Origin of the sequence: Thiohalocapsa marina (genome assembly GCF_008632335.1) — a bacterium.
In the GTDB taxonomy this organism is placed as follows: domain Bacteria; phylum Pseudomonadota; class Gammaproteobacteria; order Chromatiales; family Chromatiaceae; genus Thiohalocapsa; species Thiohalocapsa marina.
Window position 1 is genome coordinate 39,508 of the sequence record NZ_VWXX01000021.1, and the last position, 21,390, is coordinate 60,897.

Annotated in this window: 17 protein-coding genes; 10 read left to right on the plus strand and 7 right to left on the minus strand. The window is 68.9% G+C overall.

Annotated features, from left to right (window positions below):
- Positions 1-2: 2 nt before the first annotated feature.
- The 3 genes from mepA to F2Q65_RS12785 all read right to left on the minus strand — a co-directional run bounded on the left by mepA (position 3) and on the right by F2Q65_RS12785 (position 3,582).
- Entirely contained in the window at positions 3-797 is a 795-nt protein-coding gene (gene mepA / locus F2Q65_RS12775; protein ID WP_150093805.1) for a penicillin-insensitive murein endopeptidase, read from the minus strand.
- Between the two features lie 82 nt (positions 798-879).
- Positions 880-1,524 (minus strand): hypothetical protein, encoded by a 645-nt coding sequence (locus tag F2Q65_RS12780; protein WP_246156197.1) that lies wholly within the window; start codon positions 1,522-1,524, stop codon positions 880-882.
- Between the two features lie 249 nt (positions 1,525-1,773).
- Positions 1,774-3,582, minus strand: a complete 1,809-nt coding sequence (locus F2Q65_RS12785) for an SLC13 family permease (RefSeq protein ID WP_150093806.1) — start codon at positions 3,580-3,582, stop codon at positions 1,774-1,776.
- 269 nt (positions 3,583-3,851) lie between these two features.
- Here F2Q65_RS12785 and F2Q65_RS19500 point away from each other — a divergent pair, with 269 nt between their 5' ends.
- Together F2Q65_RS19500 and F2Q65_RS12790 are read left to right on the plus strand one after the other, a co-directional pair.
- On the plus strand, positions 3,852-4,025 hold the full coding sequence (locus tag F2Q65_RS19500; RefSeq protein WP_170265690.1) for a hypothetical protein: 174 nt from the start codon (positions 3,852-3,854) through the stop codon (positions 4,023-4,025).
- An 83-nt stretch (positions 4,026-4,108) separates the two neighbouring features.
- Entirely contained in the window at positions 4,109-4,288 is a 180-nt protein-coding gene (locus F2Q65_RS12790; RefSeq protein WP_150093807.1) for a hypothetical protein, read from the plus strand.
- A gap of 30 nt (positions 4,289-4,318) precedes the next feature.
- On the opposite strand, the gene F2Q65_RS12795 is transcribed toward F2Q65_RS12790, so the two are convergent.
- Positions 4,319-8,482, minus strand: coding sequence for a DEAD/DEAH box helicase (locus F2Q65_RS12795; RefSeq protein WP_150093808.1), 4,164 nt, complete (start codon positions 8,480-8,482; stop codon positions 4,319-4,321).
- A 558-nt stretch (positions 8,483-9,040) separates the two neighbouring features.
- On the opposite strand from F2Q65_RS12795, the gene F2Q65_RS12800 reads away from it, so the two are divergent.
- From F2Q65_RS12800 to F2Q65_RS12830, 7 genes are read left to right on the plus strand one after another with little or no spacing between them, the layout of a single operon-like run.
- Complete coding sequence (locus F2Q65_RS12800; RefSeq protein WP_150093809.1) at positions 9,041-9,997, plus strand: AAA family ATPase; 957 nt, start codon at positions 9,041-9,043, stop codon at positions 9,995-9,997.
- Between the two features lie 13 nt (positions 9,998-10,010).
- Positions 10,011-10,934, plus strand: coding sequence for a DUF58 domain-containing protein (locus tag F2Q65_RS12805; protein ID WP_150093810.1), 924 nt, complete (start codon positions 10,011-10,013; stop codon positions 10,932-10,934).
- Positions 10,935-10,938: 4 nt separating this feature from the next.
- Positions 10,939-11,475 carry a DUF4381 domain-containing protein gene (locus F2Q65_RS12810; protein WP_150093811.1) on the plus strand — a complete coding sequence of 179 codons (537 nt, stop codon included), beginning with the start codon at positions 10,939-10,941 and terminating at the stop codon, positions 11,473-11,475.
- Between the two features lie 2 nt (positions 11,476-11,477).
- Positions 11,478-12,527: a VWA domain-containing protein gene (locus F2Q65_RS12815; RefSeq protein WP_150093823.1), complete on the plus strand. Its 1,050-nt coding sequence runs from the start codon at positions 11,478-11,480 to the stop codon at positions 12,525-12,527.
- The gene (locus F2Q65_RS12820; RefSeq protein WP_150093812.1) at positions 12,520-13,614 is read left to right on the plus strand and encodes a vWA domain-containing protein; all 1,095 of its coding nucleotides are present in this window, start codon (positions 12,520-12,522) and stop codon (positions 13,612-13,614) included. Before F2Q65_RS12815 ends, F2Q65_RS12820 begins: the two co-directional genes overlap by 8 nt.
- Positions 13,611-15,266, plus strand: coding sequence for a tetratricopeptide repeat protein (locus F2Q65_RS12825; RefSeq protein WP_150093813.1), 1,656 nt, complete (start codon positions 13,611-13,613; stop codon positions 15,264-15,266). The genes F2Q65_RS12820 and F2Q65_RS12825 overlap by 4 nt, the downstream gene beginning before the upstream one ends.
- Positions 15,260-17,086, plus strand: a complete 1,827-nt coding sequence (locus F2Q65_RS12830; protein WP_150093814.1) for a BatD family protein — start codon at positions 15,260-15,262, stop codon at positions 17,084-17,086. Before F2Q65_RS12825 ends, F2Q65_RS12830 begins: the two co-directional genes overlap by 7 nt.
- 127 nt (positions 17,087-17,213) lie before the next feature.
- On the opposite strand, the gene F2Q65_RS12835 is transcribed toward F2Q65_RS12830, so the two are convergent.
- Both F2Q65_RS12835 and F2Q65_RS12840 read right to left on the minus strand, forming a co-directional pair.
- Entirely contained in the window at positions 17,214-17,636 is a 423-nt protein-coding gene (locus F2Q65_RS12835) for a DUF2384 domain-containing protein (protein ID WP_150093815.1), read from the minus strand.
- 252 nt (positions 17,637-17,888) lie between these two features.
- Complete coding sequence (locus F2Q65_RS12840) at positions 17,889-19,163, minus strand: O-acetylhomoserine aminocarboxypropyltransferase/cysteine synthase family protein (protein ID WP_150093816.1); 1,275 nt, start codon at positions 19,161-19,163, stop codon at positions 17,889-17,891.
- Between the two features lie 155 nt (positions 19,164-19,318).
- On the opposite strand from F2Q65_RS12840, the gene F2Q65_RS12845 reads away from it, so the two are divergent.
- On the plus strand, positions 19,319-20,173 hold the full coding sequence (locus F2Q65_RS12845) for a pentapeptide repeat-containing protein (protein WP_150093817.1): 855 nt from the start codon (positions 19,319-19,321) through the stop codon (positions 20,171-20,173).
- A gap of 51 nt (positions 20,174-20,224) precedes the next feature.
- Here F2Q65_RS12845 and F2Q65_RS12850 read toward each other — a convergent pair whose 3' ends face one another.
- Positions 20,225-21,007, minus strand: a complete 783-nt coding sequence (locus F2Q65_RS12850) for a lipocalin family protein (protein WP_150093818.1) — start codon at positions 21,005-21,007, stop codon at positions 20,225-20,227.
- Between the last annotated feature and the right edge of the window lie 383 nt (positions 21,008-21,390).

Below are 21,390 nucleotides of genomic sequence, written 5' to 3' on the forward strand. Positions count from 1 at the left end.
CTTCAGCGCCCTTCCAGCACGGCCTGGCAGCTGGCCGGCAGGGCCGGTCGGTCCGCGGGGCGTGTCGCTGAACCTGCGGGGCGGCGTGCCTCGGCACTGAACCACCAGTCCAGTTCCGCGCCGCAGCCGCTGCCGGGCGCGATGGCGGGCTGCTGTCGGCAGTCCGGGCTGTCCGGCGGGCATTTCAGACGGACATGGACATGGGCGTCGTGCCCCCACCACGGACGCAGCTTGCGCAGCCAGGGTGCATCGCCGTCACGTCGGCAGAGCGCCTGCTTGAGGGCGGGATTGACGATGACCCGGTCCACCGCGGGGTGCATCGCCGCCGTGCGGATCAGAAACTGCTGGTCGTCGCCCCAATGCCCATTCGGCGTGCGACCATCGGCATCCAGCATGCCGGGCGGGTCGTGCGCTTCCGGGGTGGAGCGCCAGGCCTGTGCCGGAGAGTCGGCCAGGGTCAGCCAGATGTCCACGTCCAGTCCGTTCTGATGGCTGACATGGGACGAGGCCATGGGCCCGCCCCGTGGCTGTGACAGGTCGCCGACCATGATCAGCCTGCCGTTCCTGCGGTGCATGGCATCGGCCAGATGGCGGACCAGGCGCAGGGTGTCGGGGTGAGCATGGTGTCGGTTGCGATGGCGGCGGATGCGGACGAACCCGCGCCCGGTCTCCGGCAGCGCCGAAGTGCCCCGGATGCAGCCGTTGGAGGGGCCGCCGATGACGCTCGGCGAGCCCGCGGCGACGCTGGTGATCTGCGGCCAGGGGTTTTCCGCAGCCGCGGCCACGCCCCAAGGCATGACCGCGCCCGCGATTGCAGCGAGGGCCGCTGAGAGGACCGGCTTGATGGCCGAATTGATGAGCGGGATCCTCAGCTGGTCCTCAGCCCTTGCGCTTCTGCTCCGACGCCCGCTTGCTCATGATGGCGCCGCGCAGGAACAGCAGCACGAACAGGCTGGCAACGAAGCCGGAGCCCGCGGCGATGGTGGTCATCAGCACCGGCTTGTTCTGCGCATCGGCGATGCCCATGAGCTCGCCCAGCCCGACCAGCGTCGGGTTGTTGGCGGGCACCGCAATCAGGTAGGCGCAGAAGACCATGAAGATGGCGAAGAAGAACAGCTTGAAGTCCACATGCATGGCCGCCAGCAGGCTGGCGAATGCCAGCAGGTACAGGATCACTGCGGTGTACTGCTGATCGCTCATCAGCGCACGGATGCCCTGGGAGTTGAGGATGTAGAGCAGGCCGATCAGTGCGCCCCAGTGGACGATCTGCTTGATCAGGTACCAGAGCCGCGAATTGCCGCCTACATAGGCCTGGCCCCAACCCGAGAACAGCGAGACGACGGCGACGACGGGGACGAAGATCTCCCAGTAGCGGAAGGTCGCGCCGATGTTCTTGTGGCTCAGCCAGAACAGGACGAAGGCGGCGGCGAACAGGATGAACAGGGGCACTGAGCCGCCAAACAGCGAATGCTGGCCGTTTTTGTTCTTGTCGATGGACGCTGGGGTTGCTGCTGCTTCAGACACGGCAATTCCTCCAATCTGGAGCGGTGAGTGAGGCCGGCGGTGCGGTCACCTTGGCAAGACACTGGTTTATTGGTCTCCTGGCCAAAAATCAGCATCTCCCTGGACGCGCGGACCGCACAGTCAACGGCCGGGACGGGACATGCCCGGGTGAGATCGTCGGCGAAGACGATCCTTGTCAAGTCTAAACCTTTTTTTTCGTGTGTGTAGCTTGATTGACACTAAAATTTTCAATTTTGTGTCAATTTTTGTTTACACCGGCCGAAACGGCCAGATCAACGGCGCCAGAAGAACGGTCAGCATGCCCACCAGCAGCGTCAGCGGGATGCCGATGCGCAGGAAATCGCCGAAGCGGTAGCCGCCGACGTTGTAGACCATCAGGTTCGTCTGGTACCCCACCGGAGTGGCGAAACTGGCGGAGGCGGCGACCATCAGCGTGATGACGAACGGCAGCGGGCTCACCGCCATCAACCGCGCCGCGTCCAGGGCGATGGGAAACACCAGCAATGCCGCGACATTGTTGGTCGCCAGGGCGGTGAGCAGCGCCGTGGTGGCGAACACCAGCCCCAGCGACATCCAGGGTTGCCCCTGGGCCAGGCCGATGAGCGAGCCCGCCACCAGTGCCGCGGCGCCGGTCTTCTCCAGCGCCGCGCCGATGGCGAAGGAGGTGGCGATGACCACCAGCACCTGCCAGTCCGGCGCCCGCCGCGCGACCCGCCCGGCGGTGCAGCGGGTCAGCACCATGGCCCCGGCCGCCAGCAGGGCGGCCTCCAGCATGCTCAGCAGGCCGGTGGCGACGCTCAGCACCATGGCCATGACGATGGCCACGGCGACCGGGGCGCGGGCATGGTTCGGCGGATGGGTGTCGCCCAGCTGGCTCACCACCAGGAAGTCGCGGGAATTACGCTGCTGCAGCACGAATTCCGGGCGCGTCTCCAGCAGCAGGGTGTCGCCGGGGGCGAGTTCGATGTCGCCGATCTTGCGCTGCACGCGCTCGCCCTGCCGCGACAGGGCGATGATCACGGCGTTGTAGCGGGCGCGGAAACGCCCCTCGCGCACGCTGCGTCCGATCAGCGGGCAGCGATTGGAGAGCACCGCCTCGACGAAGCAGCGGTCCTGCCGCGGGCCGCCAAGCTTGAACACCTGGGTGGTGGCTGGCACCAGGCCGCGAATCCGGTGCAGGTCGATCACCGAATCGACGATGCCGGCAAAGATCAGCCGGTCGCCGGCGCGCAGCACCTCCTGCGACGAGACCGCCGGCATGATCTGCCCGTCGCGCTCGATCTCCACCAGGAACAGCCCGGGTAGCTGGCGCAGCCCGGCGGCCTCGATGCTCTTGCCGTGCAGCGGGCTGTCGGCGGCCACCAGCATCTCGGTGGTGTAGCGGCGCACGTCCTCGAACGTGCTGGCAGCCGCGGTGCGCGCCGGCAGCAGCCGGGGGCCGGCCAGCAGCACGAACAGGAGCACCACCACCACCACCGGCAGGCCGATCCAGGCCAGCTCGAACAGGGCCAACCCCTCGGCACCGGTGCGCTGGGTGTAGAGGCCATCGACGATCAGGTTGGTGCTGGTGCCGATGAGGGTGCAGGTGCCGCCGGCGATGCTGGCATAGCTGAGTGGGATCAGCAGCCGCGACAGTGCCAGGCGATGACGCCGGGCCCAGTCCTGCACCGCGGGAATGAACACCGCCACCACCGGGGTGTTGTTGAGAAAGGCGCTCAGCGCCGCGACCGGCAGCATCAGGCGCAGGCGGGCCGCGGTCTCGGTCCGCGGCCGACCGAGCAGGGACTGTCCGATCCAGCCCACGGCGCCGGTCTCGGTGAGCCCGGTGACCACTACATACAGCACCGCGACGGTGATCATGCCCGGATTGGCAAACCCCGCCAGGGCCTCTGTCGGCGTCAGCACGCCGGTCACCAGCAGCACCGTCATGGCGCCGGAGGTGACGATGTCCGGCGCGATGCGGGTGCGTGCGAACAGCAGGAAACAGCCCGCCACCAGGCCCAGGCTCAGCCAGCCCTCCCAGCCCAGTGTCGTGATGGTCAGGTGCGAGGGCGCCATGCGCGTGCGGTCCTTGTGCGTGCCAACGTTCTGTCAGGCACCCGCGGGCGCCACGCAGAGTATATACCAGCCGTCTGCAAGCTTGGGCGGGCACGAAAAAGGCACGACCACCCACGGGCGGCTCGTGTTACATCCGATCGGGGCGCGGACGGTGCTTGTGCGTGCGTGTCACCCATCCCGCGGAGTCGCTTGTCCGTCGGGCCGTCTTCCCGTCTTGCGCACCCATGGCTGAGGTAACCAGGCCCGTGATCTCCAGATGATCTCTAGACGTGCTCGGCTACATCCTGTTTATGGGCGCGCTGATCACAATCCTGGTGCAATGGCTCGATGCCACCATGACCCGCCTGGAACTGGGGCTGACGCCGGTGGCCATGGACGCCCACATGGTGGTGCTGGGCTGGACCACCCGCACGCCCACCATCCTGGAGGAGATCAGATTATAAATTTGCCCGCTTGACTTGGCGCGATTAACCGCAAAGACGCAGAGAACACGGAGACAAGCCAGAGTTTCCGTGCGATTCTCTGCGTGTTCTTTGCGTTCTCCGCGCCTCTGCGGTTTGAATTTGGAATTGCTGGGGCCATCGCCATCGGCATTCGACGCCAGTCCTGTCGCGGCGCGGTGGACGGCGGCGTCGAGCTCAACCCGGGTCGTGACCGGATGTTGGAACTGGAAGCGCGCGATGAGCTGATCGTCGTGTCGCTGTAGGCGCCGGGGGCGCCTCGGACCACCGAGGGCTCAGGCGCCGGACTCCCGCACCAGGGCCAGCATGTCCTCGTAGCTGAGCTTGCCGCCGTCTTCGGTGCCGATCAGCAGGCCGTCGGCCAGGTCGCGCTTGCTGCCGTGCAGTTTCAGGATGCGCTCCTCGATGGTGTTCTTCGCCACCAGCCGGTAGACCGTCACCGGCCGCTGCTGACCGATGCGGTGGGCGCGGTCGGAGGCCTGGTCCTCCACGGCGGGATTCCACCAGGGGTCCATGTGGATCACATAGTCCGCGGCGGTGAGGTTGAGCCCGGCACCGCCGGCCCGCAGGCTGATCAGGAACAGGTCACCCTCGCCGGCCTGGAAGGCATCCACGGCGGCGCGGCGTTTCGGCTCTGGCGTGGAGCCGTCGAAGTACTGGTAGCGGATGTCGCGCTGGTCCAGGTAGTCGCGGATCAGGGCCAGGTGATCGACGAACTGGCTGAACACCAGCGCCTTGTGCCGGTTGTCCAGCAGCTCGTCGACGATCTCGCCGAAGGCCTCCAGCTTGGTTGCCGGCAGGTCGCTGTCCGGTAGCGCCAGCCGCGGATGGCAGCAGGCGCGGCGCAGCCGCATGATCTCTGCCAGCAGCTGCAGCCGCTTGTGTCCCGGCGAGGCGCCGTCGGCCTTCTCGTCCAGTTGCTCGATGGCCTGCTGGCGCATGGCCTCGTACAGCGCCATCTCGCCCTGGCTGAGCTCCAGCTGCAGGGTGATCTCGGTACGCGGCGGCAGTTCGGCCAGGACCTCGCTCTTCAGCCGCCGCAGGATGAAGGGCTTGAGCAACTGCCGCAGCCGCTGACGGGCGCCCTGGTCCTTGTCCTGTTCGATGGGAACAGCGAAGCGGCGGTTGAAGCGATCCAGCGACCCCAGCAGCCCGGGGTTGATGAACCGAAACAGGTTCCACAGCTCGCCCAGATGATTCTCGATGGGTGTGCCGGTGGTGATCATGCGGAAGTTGCCCTGCAGTTGCATGATCGCCTTCGAGCGTTTGGTCAGCGCGTTCTTGAAGGCCTGGGCCTCGTCCGCGATGATGGTCTCCCAGTGCACCTCGGTGAGCCGTTCCGCCTCGCTCTGCAGCAGGCCGTAGCTGGCGACGATCAGGTCGAACGGGCCGGCCTGCTGCAGCATGGCGGCACGGTCGCCGGGGCCGAAGCGCATCGGTCGCAGGGTCGGTGCGAAGCGCTGCGCCTCTTCCAGCCAGTTGCCGCAGACGGAGGTGGGCGCCAGCACCAGCGTGGGGCCCTGGGGCGCCCGCGACAGGATCAGCGCCAGCGACTGCACCGTCTTGCCCAGGCCCATGTCGTCCGCCAGACAGGCGCCGGCGCCCCAGTGCGCCAGCCGCGCCAGCCAGCGGTAGCCCTCCAGCTGGTATTCGCGCAGGTCCGCCTGCAGCGTCGACGGCACCTCCGGCTGCAGTTCCTGGATGGCCTCCAGGCGCTGCAGCAGCGCCTCCCAGGGGCGGCTGGTCTCCAGCGCCATGCCGTCGATCAGCTCGGCGATGGCCGGTGCCGCCAGGGGGTGGAAACGGCCGCCCTCGGTGAGCCTGTGCAGTCCGTCCAGGCGCCGGCGCAGGGCGTTGCTGAGCACCAGGTAGTCGTTGTCGCCAAGCCGCACGAAGCGCCCCCGGGCGGCCGCCGCCAGTTCCAGCAGCTCGCGCATGGCCAGCACGCGGCCGTCGTCCAGGGTCAGGCCGCCGCTGACATCCAGCCAGTCCTGCCGCTGCTTGACCGTGACCTGCATGCGACCCACCTGCATCTCGTCGCTGAGGGAGATGCGCCGACCATGGGGCCAGTCCAGCACTACCCGGTCCCCCTGGGCGTGCAGCTGTTCCAGCGCGCTCAGGGCCAGTTCCGGTTCATCCAGCATCCAGGACCAGCCGTCGTTGCCGGCCAGGGCCGGGCACTGCGCGATGACGTCGTCGGCCGTGGTCCGCTCCAGATCCAGCGCGCGTGTGCAGCGCACCGCGCGGCCGGCCAGCTCGGTGAACAGGGTGGCGCGTCCCTCGCCGGGCCGCAGCTGCGGACCGCCGTCGCCGAAGGGGTGGACGTACAGCTCCAGCGCCAGTCCGTCCTCCAGCGGGCTCAGGTGCACGTGTGGCTGCGGGTCGGCGGGCACGGTCTCCGCGTGCTGGTCGCCGCCGCCGATGTCCGAGTGCACCGTGAGCATGGGCGCCACCGCGGCCAGGCCCTGCAGCAGGCGTGCCTCCGCCCCCTGGGGCACGCTCAGTCCTTCCGGACCGAGGATGCGCGCGATCTCCCGATGGCCGGCCTCGAAGCGGATCACCCGCAGCCGCTGGGTGGTCTCCTCCTGCAGCATCATCGAGCGACCCTCCAGTGGGTAGGGTTCGAGACTGACCAGCATGTCCTTGCTGCGGCGAATGACCGACAGGGTCGGTTTGCCGTGGGTGAGTTCCACCGTCGCCTCCGGCGCGGCGCCGGGGCGCAGGATCAGCGGATGGCCGACGGCGGCCGGTAGCGCGCGCTCCGGGTCCAGGTGGTAGCTGACCCGGCCATAGCTGCCGTACCAGCCGGCATTCTGCTCGCGCACGATGCAGGCACAGAGGGCGCGGTCCTGGGGCGTCAGGTACGGGAAACGCTCCGGTTCCTCGGCCAGCTTCTGCAGCGACACGGCGCGGCCGGCCGTCCAGCCGCCGCGTTTGGTCCGTTTCTGTTCGCGCGGCTCCAGCGTGGCGTAGCCGTGATCCCGGGTGTCGCCGAGGCCGGTCAGCAGCCAGGCCAGGCGGCGGTCGGCGTCGCCGGCGGCCGCGGGCGCGCTGCCGGCCGCTGCCTGGCCGCCGAGCCCCTGCAGGGCCTCCAGTGCCAGCTCCCAGGCGGGCTTCGGCGCCAGCAGGCCGGTCATCAGCACCAGCTGATCCGGCACCGGGCCGAGGGCGGGGAGCGGGCCCTCGTAGTCGCACTGTTGCAGCAGCGAAACGGCCTCGAAGGCGTACCAGTGCAGACCGGCCGCCGCCGCGCGCTCGGCGGCGGCGGCCAGGGCCGACAGGGCTTCCGCCGACGGGCGCTTGCCGAGCCAGTGCAGTGCCAGCGCCTGGAACAACAGCGGCAGTTCGCCGCGCACCGCCAGGCTGTGCAGCAGCCAGGCGCTCTCCGCCAGCCGACGCTGGCCGGACAGCACCGCCGCCAGGTCGCCGATCAATCGGTAGACAGGTTCGACCAGATCGGTGATGCTGGCACGCAGGCAGATCTCCACCTGCTGCTGCACCTGCAGGTAGTCCCCCCGTTCGCCGCGGTGCAGCAGCGCCAGCAGATGCAGCACACCGGGCAGACCGGGTACATAGAGGTTGCGTTTGCGGGTGAGCTTGCGCGTGGCCTTCAGGGAGGCGTCGAACTGCTCCAGCGCGGCGCCGTAATCCCCCCGCAGAACGCTCAGCCAGCCGCTCAACTGCAGTGCATCGGGGTCGTCGCGCCCCTGCAGCAGCGCCGGCACCTGGTCCAGCCGGGCGCGCAGCAGCCGTTGCTCGGCCAGGGCCTCGGCGGCGTCCGCATGCGAGTCGGCCAGCGGTGTCAGCAGATGCTCCATGAGCTGGTAGGAGGCTGGCTTGCCTTGCAGGTCCAGCGCCGCCTCGCGCAGCATCGGTGCCAGCGACAGGATCTTCAGCCGGGCGGGCAGGCGCTCCATCCAGGCCGGATCGGCGGAACGGGTGCAGATGCGCACCAGCGGCTCGATCTCTCGGTAACGCACCTGCGACGGCTTGCCGGCGGCACCGACGCCGAGCATCTCCAGCACCTTGTCCTCGCGCCCGGAATACAGGGCGATGCGCAGCAGCCGGAAGCGGCGCTCTTCCGTCGGCCGGTCCCAAGCGTTGCGCATGGGGGTGGGCACCACCTGCTCGGCGGCGGCAACGATGGCCTCGAAGCTGCCGTCGGCCACGGTCTCGCGGGTCAGGGGTTCGAGCAGGTCCGGGTGACAGACCAGGTTGTTGCGGCTCTGGCGGATGACACCGCTGTCCAGCAGCCGCTCGCGCTGGGCCTTGTCCAGTGTCTGGCTCAATGGCGCGCCGGCCTTGGTTCGCCAGCCGAGCTGGTCCAGCAGCAGTTTCAATGTGGTCTGGCTGACGGGCTCGCAGACCACCGAGAGCACGCGCAGCACGCGGCGCGCGTCCTCGTCGAGGGCCCGGTAACGGCTGCGGATGTCAGGCACGGGGAGCCTCCGGCAGCAGGACCCCGGTCAGTGCCGACGCGAGCTTGGCGACGATCAGCGGTGCGAGGGACTGTTGTAGCTTCATGCGCAAATTGTCGAGGTGCGGCAAGCAGGGCCGGGAACCCTGTGCGGCACGAGGTTCCCCGGGGCGACTGACCCGCTATCTTCGCATCCCCGGCCCCGGCGAGCATACCCCGGCTTGCGTGGACCTGATGAGACGCAGATTTGTTGGCCATCCTGGCCAGAAATCAGCACGCAATTCGAAAATGCGGTTTCCGCATCGCTGCATTTTCAGCGGCGTGCGCCGCCAACAAGGGCGGGGCCTCCTGCCCCGCACGGGAAATGCTGGATAAATCAGCGTTTTCCTAGCCTCCCGCGACGGGCCGAGCCTGGCAAAAATTCATGTATACCGGTAAAAACCGGAGCGGGGGTTGCGCTGACCCAGTATTACCCTCAGGATAAGGTTGAATCCGAGGAGGACCCGCCCGCAGGGCGGATGCCGCGCTCCCGATCAGTCCAGCACAACCATAACCCAAGGACGTCGAGCCGCAGCCCAGCATGACCCCAGCAGACCTGAATCCCGTTCGCGAGCACATTGCGTCGCGCATCATCGGCCAGCAGAAATTCGTCGACAGCATGCTGGTGTGCCTGCTCAGCGACGGCCACCTGCTGGTGGAAGGCATGCCGGGCCTGGCCAAGACCACGGCGGTGAAGTCGCTGGCCGAGGCGGTCGAAGGCGACTTTCACCGCATCCAGTTCACCCCCGACCTGCTGCCGTCTGACCTGATCGGCACCGACATCTACCGCCACGAGAAGGGCGAGTTCGAGTTCCGCCAGGGGCCGCTGTTCCACAACGTGCTGCTGGCCGACGAGGTCAACCGCGCACCGGCCAAGGTGCAGTCCGCGCTGCTGGAGGCCATGGCGGAGCACCAGATCACGGTCGGCCAGCGCACCTATCCGCTGCCGAAGTTGTTCATGGTGCTGGCCACGCAGAATCCGGTGGAGCAGGAGGGCACCTACCACCTGCCCGAGGCGCAGCTGGATCGCTTCCTGATGCAGGCGGTGGTGACCTATCCCACCCGCGACGAGGAGCTGAAGATCCTGGAACTGGACGGCCAGCAGCAACAGCAGAGCTATGCCCCGCCGGCCAAGCCGCTGACCCAGGCGGAGCTGTTCGCCATGCGCCGGGCGGTGTCCAATCTGTACCTGGATCCCAAGCTGCACAGCTACATCGTCGACCTGGTGCAGGCCACTCGCAACCCCAAGCTGTACGATCCGGACCTGGCCCGCTGGTGCCGCTTCGGCGCCTCGCCACGCGCCAGTATCGCGCTGGCGCGCTGCGCCCGGGCCCGCGCCTGGCTGGACGGGGACGAATTCGTGGCGCCGCATCACATCCAGCTGGTGGCGCCGGAGATCCTGCGGCACCGCCTGCTGCTCACCTTCGAGGCCGAGGCCGAAGGCATCACCACCGACGAGTTCGTCAACCGGCTGCTCAACCTCGTCGCGATTCCGTGAGCGGAGGCTCGGCTTGAGTCTCTATCCCCGCCTCGACGACCTGCTGGAGCTGCGGCACCAGGCCCACACCCTGGGCATGCCGTCGCACCACCTGGTCAACAGCACCTTCGCCGGGCTCTATGCCTCGGTGTTCCGCGGTGCCGGCGTCAACTTCGAGGAGGTGCGCGAGTACCGCGAGGGCGACGACATCCGCTACATGGACTGGAAGGTCACCGCGCGCACCAACGAGCCGCACCTGAAGGTGTTCCGCGAGGAGCGCGAGCGCAGCGTGGTGCTGTGCGTGGACCGCGGGCCGCACATGGTGTTCGGCACCCGCGGCACCTTCAAGACGGTGCAGGCGGCCCGCGCCGCGGCGCTGATCGGCTGGGCCGCAAGCCGGCTCAACGACCGCGTCGGCGGCATGGCCTTTGGGGATCCGCTGGCGGGCCTGAAACACTTCCGCCCGGCCCGTGGCCGGCGCGCCCTGTGGCAGTTGCTGCGCACCCTGACCGAGCCCGCATCGGAGCGCATGGCCTCGGTGGACTGCCTGGCCGGGGCGTTGCAGCGGGCCACCCGCGGGCTGCCGACCGGCTCGCTGGTGTTCGTCATCGCTGACCTGAACCGCGAGGTGCGCGATCTGGAGCGCATCCTGGGCAACCTGATGCAACGCAATTCGGTGGTGCTGATGCCGGTGGACGATCCGGCGGACTGGGAGATTCCGGCCATGGGCAGCATGAGCTTTTCCGCCGGCGACGGCGAGCTGATCGAGATCGACACCGACGACGTCGGTGCCCAGCGCGCCTACCGCGATGCCTGGCAGCGGCGGCGCGACACGCTCAAGGCGGTGGCGCACCGGCTGAACATCATCCTGATGCCGATCCGTACCGATCAGGAGATCCACCTCAGCCTGATCCACAGCCTGGAGCAGCGCGCCCGCTCGCGAGCAGTGTACGTCTGAGCGCATGTTTTCCGTCGAGCCCCAAGCGCTGCGCGACATCCATGCCGTCATGGGCAATCCCTGGTGGCCCCTGGCGCCGGGCTGGTGGTTGCTGTTCGCCGCGCTGTTGCTGCTGGCACTGGTGCTCTGGCGCGTCGACGGCGCCTGGCGGGTGCGGTTTCCGCTGCCGGTGCTGACGCTTGGCAGCTGGCGCCAGGAGGCCGCCCGGGTGCTGCGCCGCTTGCGGCGCGAGGCGAATCACGCCGCGCCCAAGGCGACAGCGTCTGAGCTGTCCGAGCTGTTGCGGCGCATCGCCATGGCCCGCCATGGTCGCGCCGCCTGCGCCGGCCTGCACGGCGCCGACTGGTTACGATGGCTGTCGGCGCATGATCCCCGGGGCTTCGACTGGGTGGCCGAGGGCGACCTGCTGCTGCACGCCCCCTATGCGCCGCCCGCCGATGTCGCGGCGGAGCGTGCGGCGCTGCGCCGGCTGATCGACGCGGCGATGGCGTGGGTGGGCACGGCAGACAGGGCACCGACGGGATCGGAGTCCTCTGCATGACCCTGTTCGAGTTCCATTGGCCCTGGTTCGGCCTGTTGCTGCCGTTGCCGCTGGTGCTGCCGTTGCTGTGGCGCGAGCGGGCCGGTGGGGGGCGCGACGCGGACAGCGATCTGGAGGGGCAGCGCGTGACCCTGCGACATCCGCACCTGGAGGAGCTGCGCCAGGCCTATCAGGCGCGTCGGCCCCGCCGCCAGCTCGCCGGCTGGCTGCACCGGCTGCTGCTTGTTCTGCTCTGGATCGGGCTGATCCTGGCGCTGATGCGCCCGCAGTGGCTGGTGCCTCACACCGAGGTCTCCAGCCCGGGTTACGACCTGATGATCGCCATGGACGCCTCCCACTCCATGGAGGCGCTGGACTTCACCGTGGAGGGCCGGCAGGTGAGCCGCATGCAGGTGGTGAAGGGCGTCATGGGGCGCTTCATCGACACGCGCGCCGGCGACCGCATCGGTCTGACCGTGTTCGGCAGCGGCGCCTTCGTGCTGTCGCCGCTGACGGTGGACCGCAATGCGGTGCACCAGCTGCTCGACGGCGTGGAGCCCAGCATCGCCGGCAGCAGCACCGCGCTCGGTGACGGCATCGCGCTGGGCGTGAAGCGGCTGCGGCAGCGGCCGCCGGGTTCGCGGGTGATGATCCTGATTGCCGACGGCGACAACACCGCCGGCAGCTTCCAGCCCCTGGAGGCCGCCTCCCTGGCGCGCATGGCCGGGGTGCGCATCTATGTCATCGGCGTCGGCAGCAAGCAGGCGCGCATCCCCATCCTGCACGAGGGCCGCATCGAGTACTGGGACGACCTGACCATGGACGAAGACACCCTGGAGCAGATCGCAGACATGACCGGCGGCGCCTACTTCCGCGCGACCGACACCCGGGCGCTGGAGGAGATCTCGCGGCGCATCGGTGAGCTGGAAAAGACCGAGACCGAGACCCGCACCGCCTTCCTGCCGGAACCGCTGTACCGCTGGCCGCTGGGGCTGGCGCTGCTGTCGCTGCTGGCGCTGGGCCTGTTCCCGGAGGGGCGGCGACGCTTCATCAGGAGTGCGTCGCGTGCCTGAGACCGGATTCCACTTTGCCCAGCCGCATTGGTTCTGGGGCCTGCTGCTGGTGTTGCCGGTGGCCTGGTGGCTGCGGCGCACCGCCGCGCGGGCGGCGAAGGGGCCGGTGCACCGTTATGCCGACCCGCACCTGCTGCCGCACCTGACCGGCAGCCGGGCGCTGAAGGCCTCGGAGCGCTGGGGCCGTTTCCTGGCCTGGGCCGGGCTCTGGCTGCTGTTGCTCACCGCCATGGCGGGGCCGCGCTGGGACTACGAAGACGTGCGGCTGTTCCACCCCGGCGACAATCTGCTGATCCTGCTGGATGTGTCCCGCTCCATGGAGGTCAACGACGTGGCGCCGAGCCGGCTTGGCCGCGCCCGTCAGGAGATCCAGGACCTGGTCGCCCTCAACCGGCGGCTGCGGCTGGGGCTGATCGCCTTTGCCTCGGTGCCGCACGTGATCTCGCCGGTGACCGAGGACACGCGCACCATCATGCTGGCGCTGCCGGCGCTGTCGTCGGACCTGGCCCGGCTGCAGGGCAGCCGGCTGCACGAGGCCCTGGACCGCGCCGAGATCCTGCTCGATGCCTTGCCGGCGGAGAGCACTCGCTCGCTGCTGCTGATCAGCGACGGCGACTTCGACGAGCCGGAACTGCTGGAGCGCGTCCGCCTGTTGGCGGAGCGGGGTGTGCGGCTGCATGTGCTCGGGGTCGGCACCGCCGGGGGCGGCGAAGTGCCCGGACCCCGCGGCAGCGCGCTGGTGGACGCCGGCGGGCAGCCCGTGCGCTCCGCCCTGGACGCGGACCAGCTGAGCCGCCTGGCGGAGGCCGGGGGCGGGCTCTATCGCCGTGCCGACTACCGCGATGACGACACCGCCGACATCCTGGCGGCGGCCTCCATCAGCCGCTCGCCGGCCCAGGCCGGGGACGAGCGCACGCGCATCTGGAACGACCGCTTCTATCTGCCGGTGCTGCTGGCAGTGCTGTTGCTGCTGCCGCGTTTCCGCGGACGTGCCCGCTCCGCCGCCAGGGCCGGCGCGCCGCCGTCGACGGCCAGCTCGGCCAGCCCAGTGACCGGCCGAGTGACCGGCGGGGTGAGCGGCCGATGAGGGCCGCTGTCATCGCCACCGTCGGCCTGGCCGTGTGCATCGCCGCCACCGCCGATGCCGCCTGGTTTCGCAATGACGAGCAGCAGGCCATGGAGGCGTTCGAGGCCGGCGATTTCGCCGCGGCGGCGGATGGATTCGCCGATCCGTTCCGACGCGGCGTGGCCCTGTATCGGGCGGAGCGCTATGACGAGGCCGAGCGCGCCTTCAATCAGGTGGAGCGCGAGTCGGTGCGCGTCACAGCGCTATACAACCTGGGTAACGCCCGCTTCAAGCAGGGCGATTTCCCCGGTGCCATCGATGCCTACGAGCAGGTCCTGAGCGCGGCACCGGAGCACGACGACGCCCACCACAACCTGGCGCTGGCCCGGGGGTTGCTGGCCAGGCTGGAGCAGGAGGCCTTCGCCCAGGAAGAGCAGGCGGACGAGCAGCGCCCGGACGACGCGTCCGAGCCGGATCAGCCGGATTCAGAGCAGGATCAGGCGCAGGACAGCGAGCAACAGCAACAGGCGTCGTCGCAGGAACAGGGTGAGGAGCAACAGGAAAGCGAGCAGCAAGAAGGCGACCAGCAACAGCAGGGCGAGGAGTCACAGCCGAGCGAACAGCAGCAAGGCGAGCAACAGGAGCAGGGCGACCAGTCGCAGGAGAGCGAGCAGCAGGGCGACCAAGGCCAGCAAGAACAGGATAATAGCCAGCAACAGCAGGGCGACCAGCAGGAGCAGTCGCAACAGTCCGGCAGCGAGGGCGAGCAGTCCGAGGACGGACAGGGGGCCGAGGGTCAGCAAGGCGATGGCGGCGAGCCGCAGGACGCCGCCACCGGCGGCGAGCAGGACAGCGACAGCGACGGCAGCACCGGCCAGGCGGAGGACGGCGAGCGCGGCGGGCAACGGGCGCCGGATCAGGCCACGGTCGGCGACGCGGACGCGGAGCAGACCGACGATGGCGCAACACCCCGCGAGACCGAGCCGGCGCGCGACTCCGACGCCGGTGGCGAAGAGGATGCCTCCCGTCAGGATGCCACCGGTGGCGAGCGTGAGCAGCAGACGGCAGAGGACGGCGAAGTCGACCAGTCTCCGCAAGAGGACGGCGCTCGCGATGGTCGGGAGTCTGAGCCGGACGTCGGACCCGATGGCGAGAGCGCGCCGGAACAGGGGCGCGATCAGCCGGCCGCCGGCGGCGATGAGCCGCGGGATGATCGGGCGGGCGAGTTGGAGGACGATTCGGGGCGCGAACCAGAGCCGGAAGCGGAACAGCCGGGCAGCGGATTATCGGAATCGGACCGGGAACCGGAGCAGGATCGGGAGCAGGAACGGGATCAGGCCGGGGCGGAGCCGGAGCGGCGCCGGACCGGCGGTGGTTCCACCCCTGAGCGTGATCTGGCGGACCTGCGCGATGCCAGGGGCCAGTCGGATGCGGTGGAACGGTTCGACCAGCTCGGCGACCAGCCCTGGCTGGGGGCCGAGCCCATGGCAGGCGGCGAACGGCCGGCGCTGGGTGGCGAGCAGGTGCTGGGGCCGGGAATGGCCATCATGGAGCAGCGACTGCAGCAGGTGGAGGGGGATCCGTCCATGTTGATGCGCAATCAGTTCATGCTCGAGGAGATGCGCCAGATGCGTGACGCCGGCGGTCAGCTGCAGGAGAGTCGCCCATGGTAGGTGCGGGGCGGAGCAGGCCGGGCCGCCGGCGGCTGGTTCTCGCCGGGCTTCGCGGGCTCATGGTGCTGGGTCTGCTGTACGCTGCGGTCGCCTCGGCACAGTACCCCTTTCAGCCCTGGCAGTTCCGGCCGATGGAGCCGCACAACGCCCGCGGCGTGCCGCCGCAGCCGGCGCCGACCCAAATCCTGCCCCAGGCGCCGGGCCAGGCACCGGCCCAGTTTGCCGTTCAGCCGTCCGGTCAGTTGCCCGGCCAGCCATCGGCCCCCTGGCCGCCCCAACTGCCCCGGGGGCAATACATGCCGCCGTATCCTGGCCCGGCCGCCGGCCCATATTCCGGCGTGCCGATGCCTTACGCCCCCCAGTCGGTTCAGCCTTATGGCACCCGTCCGGCAGCCCGCAGCAGCGCGCCGCGGCTGGAGGTGGATCTGTCGGATGACCGGCCGTACGTGCAGGAGAACGTGTTGCTGCGTCTGCGGGTGGTCAGCGACGGCAACCTGGCGACGGCGTCGCCGGATCTGGCGGCCATCGACGAGGTGCTGTTCGAGAAACTGGACGGTCCGACGGTGCGCACCCGCGGCTCCGGCAACGAGCGCGAGATCGTGAACGAGTTCGTCATGATCATGACGCCGCTGCGCGACGGCACCCTGGAGGTGGGACCACTGAAGGTCAGCGGCACCCTCGCCGGCGGCGCTTCGTACGAGGCGGTGTCGGATCAGCCCCTGCAACTGCGGGTGCGTCCGGCGGTGGCGGCGGTACGACCCTGGCTGCCGCTGCAGGGGCTGCGCATCCGCGCCGACGTGACCGACAGCGGCATCGTGGAAGAGGGGCGGCCGGTAACCCTCAGCGTTGAACTGGAGGCGGAAGGCGGCACCGGCAGTCAGTTGCCGTCGCTCGAGCCGATGCTGCGCTCGGATGAATTCCGCGTCTATCGCGAGCAGACCGTCACCGATACCCGGCTGTCGTCCGACGGCCGGACCCTGCTGGGCAAGCGCATCGAGTACTACACCCTGGTGCCGCATTCCCGCGGGCGCATCCACCTGCCGGAACTCCGGCTCGGCTGGTGGAACGTCGTCTCCGCCACGGCCGAGGCCTCGTCGGTGCCCGTGCGCAGTCTGGCCGTCGGTGGTGATTCCACGGGCTTCGGCTTCGGGCGTTCGCCCGTGCGCAGTGAAGGCGCCAGCTGGGCCCTGTTCTGGTTGCCGCTGGCGGCGATCCTGCTTCTGCTCATCGGTTACTGGGGCGGGGTCTGGTGGCGCGGCCGCAGCCTGGGCGGTCAGCCGGACGGGGTGCGCGGGGCCGGTTCCGCTGGCGGCCAGAGCGGCTCACGGGTCGGACTGCGCCAGCGACTGGCGCGCGGTCTGTCGGCGCTGGGTGCCTGGATGACGGGGTGGCTGCGGCGGCTGAATCCGCAACCCCTGCTGGGCTGGCTACGGCGGACGGGGGCGCGCCTGGTGCCGGGCAGCATGCGTGTATATCAGTGTGCGAAGGCGGCCAATGCCTGCGATGATCCGGCCGCCTGGTGCCTGGCGTTCCAGGCCCAGGCCTGCAGGCATCTGCGCGCACGTGGCCGGGAGCCGTTGCCGCGGATCGCCGATCGCATCATCAGCCTGCGACCGGGCGCCGATCAGGCCCGGGTGTCGCAATTGATGCAGCAGCTGGATTTCGCGCTCTACAATCGCGGCGACATCGACTTCGCGCGCTGGAAACAGGAGTTTCGCCGCGCCCTGCGCCCGGGCACCGGCGCCATCGTCAGTCTGGTGGCCAGCCGAGTGCGTCCGGCACGGCTGCCGGCGCTGAACCCCCGTTCCGCGGAATCCTGAATTTCTGCGCCGCTGAATCCTGCAACAGGCCCTGCGGGCTGACGGATGCGCCCGGGCGAACCAGTTTGCCGGAACAGTCGCCCGAATCTTGACGGCCGAATCTTGGCGGCCGAATCAGCCACCCGAGTCAGTTCAGGGCGGCGTGGTAGTCGCTGCGGGAGCCGGTCAGATCCCAGGCAAAGGTGCAGTCCAGGTGGGACAGCACCGAGATCAGGCCGCTCTCGCCGTCCTCCACCATCACTGCAATGGGCGCGCGCCGCCCGAACTTCTTGTTGCCGCGCTTGACCCAGAGGTCGCGCATCTCAGGGTTGCGCGGGAAATAGGTGGCCAGGGCCTCCTCGATGCGCAGCAGATAGGTCATGCGGCGGTTCACCTCGGCGTGATCCGGAAAGGCGTCTTCGTCGCGAAAGCGGGTGATGTTGCGCGCCTTGACGCTCGGCGGCAGTTGCATCAGCGCGATCATGTCCCGGGCGCTCAGGTTCCAGCCCTCCATCAGGGCCATGATGCGGCGGGTCAGCAGCGCGCGTTCTTCCGGGGAAAATTCATGCATCTCGGTAACCCATTCGTTTGGTGCCATCGCCGGGATGGCCTCACGTTGAAGTTTCTAGAATGTAGGCAATGTCCTAGTATGCAACCCGGAAATGGGCATCCGGTAACGGGTCCCCTGCGTAGCGATGGCTGCGGACGAGCCCATGGCCCCGCTCGCTGGCCCAGTGGGCGAGGCGGGCGGGGCCTTCGAAGGAGGCATGTTGCAGGCAATGGACGCGGATGCTTGGTCGGGTAGCCGTGTTTCGGTGGTGGGTCAGGCGGCAGCCAGCGCCTGATCCAGATCGGCGATGATGTCGTCGATGTGCTCGATGCCGATGGACAGCCGCACCAGATCCTCGGACACACCGGCGCTGGCCAGCTCCTCGGGCGAGAGCTGGCGATGGGTGGTGGTGGCCGGATGGCAGGCCAGGGTCTTGGCGTCGCCGATGTTGACCAGGCGCACCGTGAGCTTCAGCGCGTCGATGAACTGGGCGCCGGCCGCGCGACCGCCCTTGATGCCGAAGGACAGGATGGAACTGGCCTTGCCGCCATCCATGTACCGCTGTACCAGCGGGTAGTCCGGGCTGTCCGGCAGGCCGGCGTAGCGCACCCATTCCACCTTGTCATGGCCCTTCAGGTACTCGGCCACCTTGACCGCGTTCTCGCAATGGCGGTCCATGCGTACATGCAGCGTTTCGATGCCCTGCAGGATCAGGAAGCTGTTGAACGGCGAGATGGCGCTGCCCATGTTGCGCAGCGGCACCACGCGGGCGCGGCCGATGTAGGCCGCCGGCCCCAGCGCCTCGGTGTAGACCACGCCGTGATAGGAGACATCCGGCTCGTTCAGCATCGGGAAGCGCTCGGCGTGCTCGGCCCAGGGGAAGTTGCCGGAATCCACCAGCACGCCGCCGATGGTGGTGCCGTGGCCGCCCATGTACTTGGTCAGGGCATGCACCACGATGTCGCAGCCATGCTCGAAGGGCCGGCAGAGGTAGGGGCTGGGCACGGTGTTGTCGACGATGACCGGCACGCCGTGGGCATGGGCCATGTCCGAGATGGCGCGCAGGTCGGCAACATTGCCGGCCGGGTTGCCGATGGACTCGCAGAACACCGCCTTGGTCCCGGCGTCGATCTTCGCCGCCATGCCCTCGATGTCGTTCGGCGTGACCAGCCGCACCTCGATGCCGAGCCGGGGCAGCGTGTGCGCGAAGAGGTTATAGGTGCCGCCGTAGAGGGTCGAGCTGGCGACGATGTTGTCGCCGGCCTGGGCCAGGGTGAAGATCGAGTAGGTCACCGCGGACATGCCCGAGGCCAGCGCCAGGCCGCCGACGCCCCCCTCCATGGCCGCGACCCGCTGCTCCAGCACGTCGCTGGTGGGATTCATGATGCGGGTGTAGATGTTGCCGGCCACCTTCAGGTCGAACAGGTCGGCGCCGTGCTGGGTGTCGTCGAAGGCATAGCTGGTGGTCTGATAGATGGGCGTGGCGACCGCCTTGGTGGTCGGGTCCGGCGCGAAGCCCGCGTGGATGGCCTTGGTTTCGATCTTCATGGGCACTCTCTCCTTATTGGTGATTGTTGCTGGGTAGCCGTAGCTGCACCCCGGGGGTTAGGGGTGGCGGAAGAGGCTAGCATAGGCCATTGCGGTTTTGTTGCCTCCTTCTGCTACAGTTGTCGACGGAAACGACAACACAACGGGGAGGAACCATGGTCGAGATCAAGCATAAAGATACCGGGGAGGTGCTGGCGACGCTGGAGACGGATTCGCTGGTCGGCGCCGATCTGCGCGACATGCGGCTCAACGGCGCCGATCTGCGCGGCGCGGACCTGAGCGACGCCAATCTGGAGTTCAGCGATCTGGTGGGCGCGGATCTGAGCGGGGCGCGGCTGTGCGGCGCCATCCTGCTCAGTGCGCATCTGAATGAGGCCGACCTGAGCGGCGCGGACCTGTCGCGGGTGCGTGCCGGCTCCGAGCGTCCAGCGGTGGCGGCAGTGCTCACGGGTGCCGATCTCCGGCAGGCGACCCTGGTGGGGGCCGATCTGCGCAAGGCCGAGATCCGCGGCGCCAATCTGAACCAGGCCAACCTGCGCGCCGCCGACATGCGCGGTACGGACTTCAGCGGCAGCGATCTGCGGCATGTGGTGGCGCCCAGGGCGCTGTTCATCAAGGCCAACCTGCGTGAGACCAATCTCGGCAGTGCGGACCTGCGCGATTGCCATCTGAACGACGCCAACCTGGTCAAGGCCCATCTGCACGATGCGGACCTGACCAGTGCCGAGCCGGACGGCTTCACGGTGGCGAATCTGGCCAATTTCGAGGGCGCGGAGCTGCGCAATGCCCGGTTGAGCAATCTCTCGGCGCAGGATGCCAACTTCCGCAACGCCGACCTGACCGGCGTCGACTTCAGCAACGCCGTGCTCGGCGGCGCCATCCTGCGCGGCGCCAATGTGGCCGACGCCAACTTTCAGGGGGTGGAATTGGCCAGCGTGACCATGGAGTTCGCCAACTTCTCCAAGGCGCTGAACGCCCGGGTGCCGAGTTACAAGAAAAACTTGCGCTGACAGCCGCCAGCCGCCAGCCGCGAGCCATGAACTGCCAGCCGAAGGCGCTCGTCAGGCCAAGTCCTGATCGCTGGAGACTGGCGGCCGGGTGCCGGCGGGGGAGCCGGCGGCCGGGCGCTGGCGGCTGGGGGCTGCAGGCTCCCCTTGCTGATCCGCATCCTGCGGCGTGCGGATGAAATCCTCGGTCGGGAAGCCCCTGGTGCCGAACTCCGCGATCCACTGCTGGACCTTGTCCTCGGCCGGCACCGGGTCGCGGCTCAGCACCCAGCCGCGGCGCCGGGTCGGCTGGCCCACCAGGGCGTAGTCGTAGTCCGCGCCGACGCCGATGATCCAGTAGTCGTCCCACAGCACATGCACGCCGTACAGCGTGCGGAAGCTGATTTCCAGCCGGGCGTTGCTGGCGCGGTCCACCACCCGGGCGATGGCCTTGGCCTGTCCGGTGCCGCCGTCCTTGTGGATGCAACGGTTGGTCACATACACCATGCCGTCCTCGCCCAGCTTGTAGTCCGCCGTCACGTTCTTCACGCAGCGCCGCTCGGTAAAGTAGGGCAGACGGGCGATCTCGTACCAGCGGCCCATGTAGCGGCTCAGGTCCACCTTCGGCGCGGTGGCCGGCGCCGTCAGATGCACCTTGGGCTTGCGCAGGCAGGTGCTGACGGTGACCTGCGCCTCGGTCTCGTCCGTGGTTTGGCCGGTGCCGGGCGGCGCGGTGTAGATCTCCTGCGCCCAGGAGGCCAGCTCCCGGTCGCGCCGGACGTTGCGTCGCTGACGCTTCGGCTTGTTCGGGTCCGTCTTGCCGCGCGGGCGCCCCGGGCCAGGCTTCCCGTCCGTCATCGCTGCGCGGCCGCGGTAGAAGCAGAAGATGTCCCGCTGGCACTGCTGCCACGGGCGCCGGCCATGGCCGAAAGACGGAGGCCGTCGGCCTGCATGGCCGCTGCCCCGTTGTCGCCTGGCTGGGTTGCTCGATTCCGATTGGGCTGAAGATCCGTCATGGTGCCGCCGATGTCACGCTTGGCGCACAAGTGTACCGGCGCAGCGGTCAGTGTGCCATCACCAGCATGCGCGGGCGCGTCTTGCCGCCCGACCTCGGCCGGGATCAGCGTTCACCCGCACGGCTGGCATCACCACTAAGGCACGATTCAGAAATAACCTACACGGATGCACGGTAGGGCGGATAAGCGAAGCGCATCCGCCACAGGCCACAACGGCGGATGCGC

Excerpts from the sequence above, each read along its gene's own strand:
- mepA (WP_150093805.1), bottom strand. The coding sequence starts at position 797 with ATGCCTTGGGGCGTGGCCGCGGCTGCGGAAAACCCCTGGCCGCAGATC.
- F2Q65_RS12785 (WP_150093806.1), bottom strand. The coding sequence starts at position 3,582 with ATGGCGCCCTCGCACCTGACCATCACGACACTGGGCTGGGAGGGCTGG.
- F2Q65_RS12800 (WP_150093809.1), top strand. The coding sequence starts at position 9,041 with ATGACCCCAGCAGACCTGAATCCCGTTCGCGAGCACATTGCGTCGCGC.
- F2Q65_RS12810 (WP_150093811.1), top strand. The coding sequence starts at position 10,939 with ATGTTTTCCGTCGAGCCCCAAGCGCTGCGCGACATCCATGCCGTCATG.
- F2Q65_RS12825 (WP_150093813.1), top strand. The coding sequence starts at position 13,611 with ATGAGGGCCGCTGTCATCGCCACCGTCGGCCTGGCCGTGTGCATCGCC.
- F2Q65_RS12830 (WP_150093814.1), top strand. The coding sequence starts at position 15,260 with ATGGTAGGTGCGGGGCGGAGCAGGCCGGGCCGCCGGCGGCTGGTTCTC.
- F2Q65_RS12835 (WP_150093815.1), bottom strand. The coding sequence starts at position 17,636 with ATGCATGAATTTTCCCCGGAAGAACGCGCGCTGCTGACCCGCCGCATC.
- F2Q65_RS12840 (WP_150093816.1), bottom strand. The coding sequence starts at position 19,163 with ATGAAGATCGAAACCAAGGCCATCCACGCGGGCTTCGCGCCGGACCCG.
- F2Q65_RS12845 (WP_150093817.1), top strand. The coding sequence starts at position 19,319 with ATGGTCGAGATCAAGCATAAAGATACCGGGGAGGTGCTGGCGACGCTG.
- F2Q65_RS12850 (WP_150093818.1), bottom strand. The coding sequence starts at position 21,007 with ATGACGGACGGGAAGCCTGGCCCGGGGCGCCCGCGCGGCAAGACGGAC.